The following is a 13,122-nucleotide window of genomic DNA, read 5'->3' as shown; positions in this document are numbered from 1 at the left end:
TATGTTGCGTAAATTCCTCGATTCGATCGAACCCAAGTTTCACAAAGGCGGTAAGTTCGAAAAGTTCTACGCCCTGTTTGAAGCGATTGACACCGGTCTGTTCCAGCCGGCAGACAAGACCAAAACCACTGCTCACGTGCGCGACGGTATCGACCTGAAGCGTATTATGATCACCGTTTGGGCTTGTGCCATGATCCCGGCGTTCTACGGTATGTGGAATATCGGTTTCCAGTCCAACACCATTCTGGAAGGTATGACCAACCCGGATCTGTCCGGCTGGCGTCACGCCATTATCGGCGCTCTGACTTCCTACAACCCAGCTAGCCTGTGGGACAACTTTGTCTACGGCGCTATGTACTTCCTGCCTATTTATGCGGTCACTTTTATTGTGGGCGGTATCTGGGAAGTCCTGTTTGCTGCGGTGCGCGGTCACGAAGTCAACGAAGGCTTCTTTGTAACCTCCATCCTGTTCGCCTTGACCTGTCCGCCGGATCTGCCTTTGTGGATGGTGGCTATGGGCATCAGCTTCGGTGTGGTTATCGGCAAGGAAGTATTCGGTGGTACCGGCAAGAACTTCCTAAACCCGGCACTTACCGGCCGCGCCTTCGTATTCTTTGCCTACCCGGCAGCGATGTCCGGCGATGCGGTTTGGACTGCGGTTGACGGTTACACCGGTGCTACCGCGCTGTCTGTTATGGCAAGCGAAGGCATCCAGAACGGTATCGTCAATGCTGCTGTTGGCCAGGTAACCTGGTTCGACGCCTTCTTCGGCCAGATCCATGGCTCCATTGGTGAAACCTCTACCCTGGCTATCCTGATTGCCGGCGTAATCCTGATGGGCATGAAGATCGCCAGCTGGCGCATCGTAGCTGGCACCCTGCTGGGTATGATGGCCACTGCTTTCATGTTCAATATGATCGGCTCCGAGACCAACCCGATGTTCCAGGTTCCCTGGTACTGGCACCTGGTAGTGGGCGGTTTTGCCTTCGGTCTGATCTTTATGACTACGGACCCTGTATCCGCTGCGATGACCAACACCGGTCGCTGGTGGTACGGCATCCTGATCGGGGTGATGGTTGTCCTGATTCGTGTGGTGAACCCGGCCTTCCCGGAAGGCATGATGCTGGCGATTCTGTTCGCCAACCTGTTCGCTCCGCTGTTTGACCACTTTGTGGTGCAGTCCAATATCAAACGGAGGTTGGCACGTGGCTAATAAAGATTCCGTAACCGGTACTCTGATTGTCGCGCTGGTAATGTGCCTGGTGTGCTCCGTAGTGGTATCCACCGCTGCGGTAATGCTGAAGCCTGCCCAGCAGGCGAATGCCGAGCTGGACATGAAGCGCAACGTACTGATGGCTGGCGGCCTGTTGAAAGACTCTCACGCTGATAAAGCGGAAGTCGAAAAGGCCTTCGCCGACGTAAAAATCAAATACGTCGACCTGAATACCGGTAAGTTTACCGATCAGGCTCCGGCTGGTGGCAGTGGTCGCGCTGCTGCCAAGATCCCGTCTGACAGTGAAAAACTGCCGGCTGACGAGGACACTGCCAAAATTATCCGCCGGGAAAATACCAAAGAGGTATACCTGGTAGAGAAAGACGGCAAGCTGGACAAGATCATTCTGCCGATTCGCGGTTATGGCCTGTGGGGCACCCTGTACGGCTTCCTCGCTCTGGAGAGCAACCTCGACACCGTAGCGGGCCTCGGCTTCTACGAGCACAAGGAAACTCCGGGACTGGGTGGTGAAGTTGACAACCCCAACTGGAAAGCCCAGTGGATTGGTAAGAAAGTCTTCAACAACCAGGGCGACGTGGATATCGCAGTGATCAAGGGTCAGGTTAACCCCAACAGCCCAGACGCGATTCACGAAGTAGATGGTCTGTCTGGTGCAACTCTGACCAGTAAGGGCGTTAGCAACCTGGTGAACTTCTGGTTGGGTAACCAGGGTTATGGTCCCTTCCTGAAAAACCTGAAAGCAGGGGAGGCATAAGCATGAAAATTAAAGATACTCTGCTAGAGCCGATTTTTAACAACAACCCGATCGCGCTGCAGATCCTGGGTATCTGTTCTGCACTGGCTGTTACCAGCTCGCTGCAGGTTACCCTGGTAATGTGTATCGCACTGACCTCGGTTGTGGCCTGTTCCAACGTTGCGGTATCCCTGATCCGCAAACAGATCCCGAACAGCATCCGTATCATTGTACAGATGACCGTGATTGCCTCTTTGGTAATCCTGGTCGACCAGCTGATCAAGGCCCTGGCTTACGACATCTCCAAGCAGCTGTCTGTATTCGTTGGTCTGATCATTACCAACTGTATCGTAATGGGCCGTGCGGAAGCCTTCGCTATGAAGAACCCGCCGCTGCCCAGCTTCTTCGACGGTCTTGGTAACGGTCTGGGATACAGTGTGATCCTGATCGGTCTCGCGGTGGTTCGTGAACTCTTCGGTGCCGGCAAACTGTTCGGTGTAGATATCCTGACTACCGTGAGCAACGGCGGTTGGTATATCCCCAACGGCCTGCTGCTGTTGCCGCCGAGTGCATTCTTCCTGATCGGCCTGTTCATCTGGGCGATCCGTGCCTGGAAACCGGCACAGGTGGAAGAAGATGAGTTCAAGATTGCGCCTAATTCCCAAGCGCAGGAGGCCTAATCCGTGGAACATTATATTTCTTTGATTATCCGCGCCGTTTTCGTTGAAAACATGGCGCTGGCCTTCTTCCTCGGTATGTGTACCTTCCTGGCGGTATCGAAGAAGATCGAGGCCGCTATTGGCCTGGGTGTTGCGGTTATCGTGGTGCTGACTCTGACAGTACCGGTGAACAACCTGATCTACACCTACCTGCTGAAAGACGGTGCACTGGCCTGGGCCGGTTATCCCGATGTGGACCTGAGCTTCCTCGGCCTGTTGTCCTACATCGGCGTAATTGCGGCACTGGTACAGATCCTGGAGATGTTCCTGGATAAATATGTACCGGCTCTCTACAACGCGCTGGGTGTATTCCTGCCGCTGATTACCGTGAACTGCGCCATCATGGGTGCTTCCTTGTTCATGGTTGAGCGCGAGTATGCGTTTGGCGAGAGTGTTGCCTATGGCTTCGGTGCCGGCCTCGGCTGGGCACTGGCGATTACCGCTCTGGCCGGTATTCGTGAAAAGCTGAAGTACAGTGACGTTCCGGATGGCCTGAAAGGTCTGGGTATCACCTTCGTAACTGTTGGTCTGATGTCCCTGGGCTTCATGTCCTTCGGCGGCATCGATATCTAAGCGGGGAAAACAATAGAATGAGTATTGAAATTATCCTCGGCGTAGCGATGTTTACCGTCATCGTATTGGCGCTGGTAGCGGTGATCCTTGCGGCCCGCTCGCGCCTGGTAAACACCGGCAACGTCAACATCCTGGTTAACGGTGAGAAGACTCTCACCGTACCGGCCGGCGGCAAGCTGCTGCAAACCCTGGCTGCCAACAACCTGTTCCTGGCCTCCGCCTGTGGCGGCGGCGGCAGCTGTGCGCAGTGTATCTGTAAGGTGAATTCCGGTGGTGGCGATATGCTGCCGACTGAAGCGGCTCACTTTACCCCGCGCGATGCAAAAGAAGGCAAGCGTCTTTCCTGTCAGGTTGCGGTTAAGCAAGACATGGAAATCGAAGTGCCGGAAGAGGTGTTTGGTGTTAAGCAGTGGGAATGCACTGTGGAATCCAACCCGAACGTGGCCACCTTTATTAAAGAGCTGACCCTGCGTCTGCCCGAAGGTGAAAACGTTGACTTCCGCGCTGGTGGTTACGTACAGCTGGAAGCTCCGGCTCACCATGTCAAGTTTGCCGACTTCGATGTCGAAGAGCAGTACCGTGGCGACTGGGAGCACTTTGGCTTCTTCAAGCTGGAGTCCAAAGTGACCGAGCCTGTGGTTCGTGCTTACTCCATGGCTAACTACCCGGAAGAGAAAGGTGTTGTTAAGTTCAACATCCGTATCGCGACTCCGCCGCCCCGCACTGAGGGTATTCCGCCGGGTCAGATGTCTTCCTACGTTTTCAGCCTGAAGGCAGGTGACAAGATTAAGGTGTACGGTCCCTTTGGTGAGTTCTTCGCCAAGGAAACTGACAACGAGATGGTATTTATCGGTGGTGGTGCCGGTATGGCGCCAATGCGTTCACACATCTTTGATCAGCTCAAGCGCCTGAACTCTACCCGTAAGATCAGCTTCTGGTACGGCGCGCGCTCCCTGCGCGAGATGTTCTACGAAGATGACTACAACGGTCTGGCTTCCGAGTTCGATAACTTCCAGTGGCATGTGGCTCTGTCCGATCCGCAGCCGGAAGACAATTGGACCGGTTACACCGGATTCATCCACAACGTGGTATATGAAAACTACCTGAAGGACCACCCGGCTCCGGAAGATTGTGAGTACTACATGTGTGGGCCGCCCATGATGAACGCGGCAGTCATCAATATGCTCAAGGACTTGGGTGTAGAAGATGAAAATATCCTGCTGGATGACTTCGGCGGATAATTGGAGGGCTTAGCTTGCTAAAAGCAATCACAGGCCCGACAAACTCAAAAACAGGGCCCGTCTTTACGGCCCTGTTTTTGCTTTGGGCGGCTGTAATTTTATCGGCTTGCGCTCCTTCGCCGGAGTCCTGGCAGTTGGCTGGCCGCACCATGGGAACCAGCTATCACATCACCGTCGTTCAGGTGCCCTCTGGGCTGGAGCAGGGTGAGTTGCAGCAGTTGATCGACGATGAGTTGCAGCAGGTCAACCAGGAGATGTCGACCTATATCGACGACTCTGAGTTAATGCGCTTTAACCAAAGCCCGGTAGGGCAGGCGATCCCGGTTAGCCAACACTTGGCAGATGTACTGGAAATGTCCCTGGATATTTATCGCCGCAGTGAGGGCGCTTTCGAGGTGACGGTCGGCCCTCTGGTCAACTTGTGGGGTTTTGGTCCCCAGCCCGAACCGGAGCATATCCCCTCAGATAAAGACATTGCCGATCTGCTAACCGTCGTCGGTTCCGATGCGTTAACCCTGACCCGTAAGCCAGACACTGTTATCAAGAGCCGCCCGGTTGAGGTGGATCTTTCAGCGATTGCCAAGGGCCATGGAGTTGATCGGGTTGCCGAGCTATTGGAAGACCTGGGTATTCGAAACTACTTGGTCGAAATTGGCGGTGAACTGCGAACTAAGGGTGTGAATCCAAAGGGTAAGACCTGGGTAATTGGCATTGAAGTACCCAGCGTGGCAGGGCAGATGGTGCAGGAGCCAATTGCGGTGAGTGGGAAGGCAGTAGCTACGAGTGGAGACTATCGCAACTACTACGAAAGGGATGGTGTTCGTTACTCCCATAGCATTGACCCACGCTCCGGGCGGTCCATCAAGCACAAATTGGCATCGGTAACCGTTATTGCGGAAACCTGTGCTGAAGCCGATGGTCTGGCTACCGCGATCAATGTCCTCGGTGCTGATGCCGGCATGGCGCTGGCAGAAAGAGATAATCTAGCCGTCTTTATGGTGGTGAAAACTGATTCAGGTTTCGAAGAGCGTTCTAGCTCTGGCTTTAAACCTTATGTAGAGAGGTCTGAGAAGTGACAATTTTCATATTTGCCTTTGTGGCCATGTTGCTCGTTGTTGCCGGTATGGCGATCGGGGCCATGGTTCAGAACAAACCGTTAAAGGGAACTTGTGGCGGGCTCAACAATATCGGCATGAAGCAGGATTGCACAGTCTGCGGTGGCGATGACGATGAGTGTGAAAAGGAACAGGAGAGGCAAAGACAGCAGCAGATGACTGCCGAAGATCTCGCTTACGACGCATCTAAACGCAAGTAAGCTTTCCCTCTCCAACAAGCCCGTGATCAACGGGCTTGTTGTTTTATGTCATTGGCACAAGTGGTGTCGATAACCGTATATTTAGTATTGAGTAAATGGCGTTAGCGCGCTGTGGACTCCGTTTGGAAAATAGAATTAGAGCATTTAATGGCAGAGCAAAAATTTGACCTGGTAGTAATTGGTTCTGGCCCGGCTGGAGAGGCCGCCGCAATGAGCGCAGCAAAAAAGGGCATGCGCGTTGCGGTTATTGAAAAGCGCCAAGTGGTTGGTGGTAATTGTACTCACAAAGGTACCATTCCCTCCAAGGCGCTGCGCCACTCTGTCAAACAGTTGATGCGTTATAACACCCAGAGCGTTTTTCGCGCATTGGGTGAACCCCGCCGCCTTACTTTCCCCCAGGTAATGCAGACGGTGAATAAAGTCATTTCCTATCAGGTGGAAATGCACACTTCATTTTATGCCCGCAACCGGGTTGAGCTGATCGTCGGCGAAGCCAAGTTCCGCGATGAACATACTGTCGAGGTACTTATGCCCGATGGTGCGGCGGAAACTATTACAGCGAAGAAATTTATTATTGCTACTGGCTCACGCCCTTATCGCCCCGCCGATGTAGACTTTGATCACGAACGGGTCTACGACAGCGATATGATCCTGGACATGCAGCACACCCCTCACTCCATTATGATCTATGGTGCTGGTGTTATCGGCTGTGAATACGCGTCTATCTTCGCTGGCCTCGGCGTTAAGGTGGATTTGATTAATACCCGTAACAGCCTGCTGGAATTTCTTGATGATGAGATTTCTGATGCGCTGAGCTATCACCTGCGCGATATGGGCGTGACTGTTCGCCACCAGGAGGAGTATGCGCGGGTACTGCCCAATGAGCAGGGCGTAATTATGGAGATGCAGTCCGGCAAACGTATTCATGCGGATGCACTGCTCTGGTGTAACGGCCGTACTGGCAACACTAGCTCCCTCGGCCTGGAGAATGTCGGCCTGGAAGCGAACCATCGCGGACAATTGAGCGTTGACGATCACTACTGTACCGAAATTGAAAATATTTTTGCGGTAGGTGATGTGATTGGCTGGCCCAGCCTTGCCAGTGCCTCTTATGATCAGGGGCGTGCGGTTGCAGCAGCGATTGCGGGCCGTGGCCATCGAGTAATTGAAGATGCGCCTACCGGGATTTATACCCTTCCAGAGATTTCCTCTGTGGGTAAAACCGAATCAGAGCTCACCGCAGCTAAAGTACCCTACGAAGTGGGCCGTGCACTGTTCAAGCACACTGCGCGGGCGCAGATTTCTGGTGAGCGCGTAGGCATGCTCAAGATTTTGTTCCATATCGAGACTCACGAAATCCTGGGCATTCACTGCTTTGGAGCAGAGGCTGCTGAGATTGTGCATATTGGCCAGGCCATTATGAAACAGCCAGCACCGAATAATTCAATCGATTATTTCGTTAATACCACCTTTAACTACCCCACCATGGCAGAGGCATATCGCAGTGCTGCACTGGATGGGCTCAACCGGGTTGCCCGCCTATGACAGAACCCTCACCCAGTGAGTTTCAGGCGTTGGTAAAGGAATTTTTTGAACAGATTCCTTTTAATCAACAAATTGGACTTGAGATGCGCGGCCTGGACCTGGAGGCGCTCACACTTTCCGCAGGCTTTGAACTGAACCCACAGTTGATCGGCAATGTGTGGAAGAACATCCTGCACGGTGGCGTAATTGCCACCGCCCTGGATACGGTTGGTGGTTTGACCGCAATGGTCGCCGCCTACCAGCATCTGGGGGATGTGCACTGGAAAGAAAAAGTGGATCGCCTATTAAAGCTGGGTACGGTCGACATGCGTGTAGACTACCTAAAGCCGGGAAGGGGAGAACACTTTCTCTGCCATGGCTCAATTCTACGCACCGGTAACAAGCTGGTTGTAACGAGAATGGAGCTGATTAACGACAAGGATGAATTGATTGCTACGGGTACGGCAACTTACCTGTATTGACCCTGGTCCGAGCCAACCCTTGGCTCGCCGACCTCCTTAGATATACCCCTTAGATGTACCCCCTATCCACTGGCTTTCTTTAAGGTGTTTATTGTTATGAGTGAAATCCTCGCATTTGCTGCAATCTCTCTTTTGTTGGTTATTTCACCAGGGCCGAACAGCGTCCTGATTCTTAAAACAGTAGCCAGTAGGGGGCTGAGGCCGGGAGTAGAGAATATTTTGGGGCTGGTTTCAGCAACATTTGCCCATGGTGCCATCTCAATTTTGGGCTTGTCGGCGATTATATTGCAGTCGTCTGAGGTTTATACAATTATCAAATATCTTGGGGCTGCCTACCTGGTTTATTTAGGTGTGAAAACGATATTAGCCACGCTGTCAAAATCTTCGGTGAAGGATACAGGGGATGAATTGTTACCAATTACAGCAGCTCCTGGGAACTCATACCGAAATTTTGGCGAGGGCTTTCTAACCCAGATTCTTAACCCCAAGGTATCGATGTTTTATCTCGCGGCCTTTCCGCAGTTTATCTCAGTTGGCAGCTCTAGTTACTATGAGGCTTTCCTGCTGGTCTCACTTCATGCATCAATAATATTCCTGTGGTTTCTGGGAATTGCGACTATGTTGTCGAAGTGGAAAGTGGCTTCCATTGGTGGGAATATGCAAAGATGGGTTCAGCGTTTTAGTGGTGGCCTATTGATTGGTTTTGGCAGTTTAGTGGTTCGCCAGGATACTTAAGATTCTCTCGTGTAACTGATGTTGTTTCCAGGGCTTCCAGTATTTATTCCTTCCGCCCTAGGTTAAAGCTTCCCCTGGCAAGTATGGAGCACAACAATAGCAATATCCCTCCGAGACAAAAAAGAGCCACGATGTAGTGGCTCTTTAGCCTTTTTGATCCAAGTTCATTGATTCTTTCTTCTGATCGTTTGTTTATGTCTCTTTTGAGTACGTTATGCGGTGTAGCGGAAGGTGCTGATTGCTGCCTGTTTACCGAGGGTAATTAAGTCAATGTGTTGATTTAAAATTAACTGGGTGCTTAGTTAAATTGCTGTACTGATAAGTATATTTAAAACCAGTCTCTATTTAAGGAGCCTCTGAATAAGTCCATGATACCTCTGGCATGCAGAGCGGTTCACAATCAAGGTGCGGCTTCGCAGGAATGTCTAGACCTTTCAAGAAGTTGCAACGCGGAGTGTGAATCGCTCTGCAAGCCCCGAAGGGCGGGCCTTGAAGGCCACAGCTGCTGTGTTGCAGCTCTTGCAAAGGGCTACGGCCATTCGCGGCGAGCTGCGCCTAACATCTGCAGCCTTCAAGACCCGCAGAGGCATTACGGAGTTATTCAGAGGCTCCTTAAGTAAACCGAAATACCTTGTTGCCTGTGATGAATTTTAAATAACAATAATTATTTTGTGGTTGTTTTGCCTGATGGCGACATTGATCGCTTGTCGTGGACTTGTAGTCTGTAAAAATATAGCATGTTGAAAACGTTATATTTTCGATCATTCAAACTAATATAGTCATTGCTAAGCTGCGTTTTAATTTTAAGGTTCCCTTAAAGGTGGGTGATACCTCAGTGTTTTGTTTGTCACTTTCTTGTGATGAGTTGATCGGTTGAGGTGCAGTCTTTGAATTTTTGTCGTGGTTTTTAAAGGAAATATTCGGGTGATATTTTTTCTAATAATAATTAATCACTAAATTTGCACATTGTTTGCATAAAGCCCGGATAATATAAATAAAGCCGAATATTCGGTTGTGATGTGAGGATAAAAAATGCCAAGTTTACTGAATAGTGATGCAAGTGCGTCCAATTACGGTGGGCAGTTAACCTGGAAGTTCAGTCAGGGAAGCTATTCAAAAATCACCAAAAAGCATCCACATACCAAGGGTGGGATTTGTGAGGCTTTGTCAGTTAGTTGGATCAGTAAAGCCCTTCAGTCGGGGCTTCAGGATGCCCTAACGACTGGTAACAGTATCGATGAGACAAAAATAGCGGTGGTCGCCCAGCGCTTCGCCTCTATGTATCGATTTAAGTTTGCAAATGGAAGTGAGGGTAGGCCTAGCACATCTCATGAGATGATAAAGGAGACTAAACAATATTTGGAGTCTCAGGGATTTCGCAATATTGGGCAGGCGGGTAGCGGTATTGCACAGAAAAAGAAAAGTCCTTCGTTGAAAGATCAGTTCGCAGCATCTTTTGATGTTCTTGAATCCAAAGACTGCTTCAAGCAGCAGTCCAATACTATCCACTGCGTCTTAAGGACGGCTGGTACTGGTTGGGGACATGCGATGGCATTTCGTGTTGAGCCATCTGCTGATAAAGTAAGTTACTTTTTTGATCCTAATAAGGGTGAGTTTAAATTTCTTAAATATTCACAATTTAGAAAGTGGTATGAGCACTATCATAGTGATTCGAGATTATATAGAACTTCAAGGGCTTTGGGGTTTGATATCTTTGTGCATAGCGACAGATAAATTAGGGCTTGTGAGTTAGCGCTTGCGCACTTGAAGAGCACTTTGGGTAGTTGGGTAGGGTGTCTACGGGTTGTAAACCTAGAGGAGCCGCTCTCCCTTCTACTTTAGGCTTATACAGTTTTTATTTTGACCTTCCGTTTTTCGTGCGTGTCTTAGCATAAACTTTGAAGGGCCTTTGTGAGTCAAAACTCCGGCTATTCGCCTGAATTATAAGTCTCGCGCTGACATAGTTTTTGAGTTTGTAAAAATAGGTTTTCAGCTCACTTTCAATATGTTCACTTGGCCTTTCAATACTTTTTATATTTTTTATAATTGCCGATGATATGTTCGCCTGGCTCAGGTGTATTCAGCCCTTTTCTTGGGTCTATTTTTGGCGTTTTCAGTACCTCTTGAAGAGGCTATCGGATTAGACCAATCTTTCAATTTCAGTCTAGGTCCTCAAAGAAACCTAGTGGATTACACTTTTGGGGGTAGGGATAAGCCTCACAGCGGCGTTTATACTGTCATTGCCAAGCGACTCGGAATAAGGGGTTTTGGCAGAGGGTTTCACATCTTTCGCGAGCGGTGTTTGCAGCTAACAATTATCCTTGAGAAAATCACCGGCGCCTTTCTCTGAGAACTGCTAGTACTTTACATTTCAGGGGTTAATAACTTATCAATGGGAATCTCAATCCAAATGCTGGGCGACCTTCTTGTCTCCCGTGATGGCAGCCCAGTTAATCTACCACCCTCAAGAAAAACTCGAGCACTTTTGGCTTTCTTACTGTTGGCTGCGAGACCTCACAGGAGGGATCGCTTATGTGAGATATTTTGGGAGCTGCCCGACGATCCGCGCGCCTCCCTGCGCTGGTCTTTGAGTAAAATTCGATCCATTGTCAACGACCCAGAAGTAGAGCGCCTCATTGCTGATAGAGAGCGTGTCAGCTTGGATACGGAAGGCATTTGTATTGATGTTGCCGAAATAGCACTTAAGCTTGATTCCCCCGGCGTTTTGGCAGCAGAGCTGGAAGATATCCATCGACAGCTGCAGGAGCCTTTCCTGGATGGGATCGATCTGCCCGATCAAGAGCTATTTCAACGGTGGTTGCTGTCTGAACGTCAAGAGATTGTTCAATTGCAAGGGAGGGTGCTGTCCCGCTTGTCCTCTCACCCGGGCGTTCCTATACCGGACCAGTTAACTTGGGCCCGCAGCTGGGTGGCATTGGAGCCCTTTAACCCAAACGCTGCAACGCAGTTACTTCATTTGTTGAGCTCATTGGGATTGAGTAGTGAAGTGGAGTTTGAACGGACAAGGCTTGGTGACCGATTCCGCAAAGCAGGCATTACATGGTCGCCCTGCAGGCTTGGTGAGTCGGTAGTTCAGAAATCCGGTGATGATTTAGCTACGGGGCGTAAACTGCTAACTCAACAGAAGGTTGAGTTTTGTACGGCCAGCGATGGTGTGCGTATTGCCTATGCCAAGATGGGAGAGGGGCTTCCTATAGTTAAAGCCGCAAACTGGTTGAGTCATTTAGAGCATGACTGGGACTCTCCGATATGGAGTCCATTGTTTCGGGAGCTTTCTGTCGACCACCAGTTTATTCGTTACGATGAGCGTGGGAATGGCCTGTCGGATTGGGAAGTTGAAAATATCTCTTTTGAGTCGTTTGTTACAGACCTTGAGACAGTTGTCGATGCCTGTGAAGTTGATAACTTTACTTTGCTAGGTATATCGCAAGGAGCGGCAGTATCTATTGAATATGCAGTAAGACACCCAGAGCGTGTTAGGCAGCTGATTTTGTTTGGGGGTTATCACGCAGGTTGGCGAATAGGTGCCAGTGAGGCCACGATAAAAGAGCGTGAAGCAGTAATGACCCTGACAGCGACGGGCTGGGGGCAGGATAACCCTGCTTATCGGCAGATTTTTTCCACGACATTTATGCCAAGCGCGAATGCCAGCGAATTAGAGTGGTTTAATGAGTTTCAGCGGCTGACTACTTCGCCGGAAAATGCTGTTCGCTTCCTATCGGTTTTTGGCAGTATTGATGTGCGGGACAAGCTCAAAGAGATTAATGTGCCCACTTTAGTGATCCATTCACTAGGGGACCAGCGTATTCCTGTTCAAACGGGCTGTGAAATTGCTTCTGCTATACCTGGCGCTCGATTTGTTGGTCTCAATAGCGACGGTCACTTACTCCTGGGGCGTGAGCCTGCCTCCAATGTATTTGTGGAGGAAGTTCGTCAATTTATATCAAAGCATTAATTGCCGATAGTGTGACTTATAAAAATAATATGAGGGAGGGCGGTTCTGCAGTGCAGCCACCCTGCTCAAAAACCAACAACTAAAGCTCTTAAGGGTTGGCTATAGGTAAACAGCCAGTTCTTTAGCTGAAAGATAGCGAATAGATGCTTCTGGAAATTTTCGAATGATATCGAGGGCGGCAGAGCGGGCATCGGCCTCATCGGCATATATATTGGGGAGCTTAACATTGGAGGTTGTTCTACCAGATATATAGCGCATTACCACGATATATCGCCCTTTCCATTTGCCCCAAAAAACGTCATTAGGAGCGTTGTTGACTGAGGGTTTTTCAGGAGCTGCTTCTTTCTCTTCCTGGGGCTTAAGCTCCAACTCCGCTTCTTGCTCCCACATAAGTTGGGCAAGCCGATTTAATTCTTTAGAGTAACTAGTTGACATAAATCTCAAAGGCTTAAGAGTTTATTGGTTTAGGGTGTTTTGCTGATTACTAATACTGGCAAATTAAAGAGTTAACAGAAAAGATCTTGATAAATACTAATCTATAGTTGAAATATAGAAGTTAAGTATGGGTATGATCTTATCCGTTTGCATAG

The 13,122-nt window shown here is 49.9% G+C and carries 13 protein-coding genes; 12 read left to right on the top strand and 1 reads right to left on the bottom strand.

Features of this window, described 5'->3' with window-relative positions; translation table 11 throughout:
- Position 1 precedes the first annotated feature (1 nt).
- The 12 genes from ACJJI4_RS11685 (at position 2) to ACJJI4_RS11630 (ending at position 12,532) form a co-directional block, all read left to right on the top strand.
- Complete coding sequence (locus tag ACJJI4_RS11685; RefSeq protein WP_444917559.1) at positions 2 to 1,213, top strand: NADH:ubiquinone reductase (Na(+)-transporting) subunit B; 1,212 nt, start codon at positions 2 to 4, stop codon at positions 1,211 to 1,213.
- On the top strand, positions 1,206 to 1,988 hold the full coding sequence (locus tag ACJJI4_RS11680; RefSeq protein WP_282932330.1) for a Na(+)-translocating NADH-quinone reductase subunit C: 783 nt from the start codon (positions 1,206 to 1,208) through the stop codon (positions 1,986 to 1,988). The genes ACJJI4_RS11685 and ACJJI4_RS11680 overlap by 8 nt, the downstream gene beginning before the upstream one ends.
- Positions 1,989 to 1,990: 2 nt before the next feature.
- A complete protein-coding gene (locus tag ACJJI4_RS11675) occupies positions 1,991 to 2,647 on the top strand; it encodes an NADH:ubiquinone reductase (Na(+)-transporting) subunit D (RefSeq protein ID WP_282932331.1) in 657 nt (218 codons plus the stop codon).
- A 3-nt stretch (positions 2,648 to 2,650) separates the two neighbouring features.
- Entirely contained in the window at positions 2,651 to 3,259 is a 609-nt protein-coding gene (nqrE, locus tag ACJJI4_RS11670) for an NADH:ubiquinone reductase (Na(+)-transporting) subunit E (protein WP_020413086.1), read from the top strand.
- A 17-nt stretch (positions 3,260 to 3,276) separates the two neighbouring features.
- Complete coding sequence (gene nqrF, locus ACJJI4_RS11665; protein WP_108733652.1) at positions 3,277 to 4,500, top strand: NADH:ubiquinone reductase (Na(+)-transporting) subunit F; 1,224 nt, start codon at positions 3,277 to 3,279, stop codon at positions 4,498 to 4,500.
- A gap of 14 nt (positions 4,501 to 4,514) precedes the next feature.
- Positions 4,515 to 5,576 (top strand): FAD:protein FMN transferase, encoded by a 1,062-nt coding sequence (locus tag ACJJI4_RS11660; protein WP_282932333.1) that lies wholly within the window; start codon positions 4,515 to 4,517, stop codon positions 5,574 to 5,576.
- Positions 5,573 to 5,815, top strand: coding sequence for a (Na+)-NQR maturation NqrM (gene nqrM, locus ACJJI4_RS11655; RefSeq protein WP_282932334.1), 243 nt, complete (start codon positions 5,573 to 5,575; stop codon positions 5,813 to 5,815). Before ACJJI4_RS11660 ends, nqrM begins: the two co-directional genes overlap by 4 nt.
- Positions 5,816 to 5,962: 147 nt before the next feature.
- On the top strand, positions 5,963 to 7,360 hold the full coding sequence (gene sthA, locus ACJJI4_RS11650; protein WP_108733649.1) for a Si-specific NAD(P)(+) transhydrogenase: 1,398 nt from the start codon (positions 5,963 to 5,965) through the stop codon (positions 7,358 to 7,360).
- Positions 7,357 to 7,821, top strand: a complete 465-nt coding sequence (locus ACJJI4_RS11645; RefSeq protein WP_444911026.1) for a thioesterase family protein — start codon at positions 7,357 to 7,359, stop codon at positions 7,819 to 7,821. Before sthA ends, ACJJI4_RS11645 begins: the two co-directional genes overlap by 4 nt.
- Positions 7,822 to 7,917: 96 nt before the next feature.
- Entirely contained in the window at positions 7,918 to 8,556 is a 639-nt protein-coding gene (locus ACJJI4_RS11640) for a LysE family translocator (RefSeq protein ID WP_444928184.1), read from the top strand.
- Positions 8,557 to 9,588: 1,032 nt separating this feature from the next.
- The gene (locus tag ACJJI4_RS11635; RefSeq protein WP_444928183.1) at positions 9,589 to 10,290 is read left to right on the top strand and encodes a YopT-type cysteine protease domain-containing protein; all 702 of its coding nucleotides are present in this window, start codon (positions 9,589 to 9,591) and stop codon (positions 10,288 to 10,290) included.
- Positions 10,291 to 10,948: 658 nt separating this feature from the next.
- On the top strand, positions 10,949 to 12,532 hold the full coding sequence (locus tag ACJJI4_RS11630; RefSeq protein ID WP_444928182.1) for a bifunctional AfsR/SARP family transcriptional regulator/alpha/beta hydrolase: 1,584 nt from the start codon (positions 10,949 to 10,951) through the stop codon (positions 12,530 to 12,532).
- Positions 12,533 to 12,631: 99 nt separating this feature from the next.
- Here the strand turns inward: ACJJI4_RS11630 and ACJJI4_RS11625 are convergent, their stop codons facing one another.
- The gene (locus ACJJI4_RS11625) at positions 12,632 to 12,967 is read right to left on the bottom strand and encodes a hypothetical protein (protein ID WP_444917555.1); all 336 of its coding nucleotides are present in this window, start codon (positions 12,965 to 12,967) and stop codon (positions 12,632 to 12,634) included.
- Positions 12,968 to 13,122 lie beyond the last annotated feature (155 nt).

This window comes from Microbulbifer maximicatervae (SeqCode) (assembly GCF_052467305.1).
The sequence above is the reverse complement of the archived record's forward strand: the minus strand, read 5'-3'. Positions and strand labels throughout refer to the sequence as shown.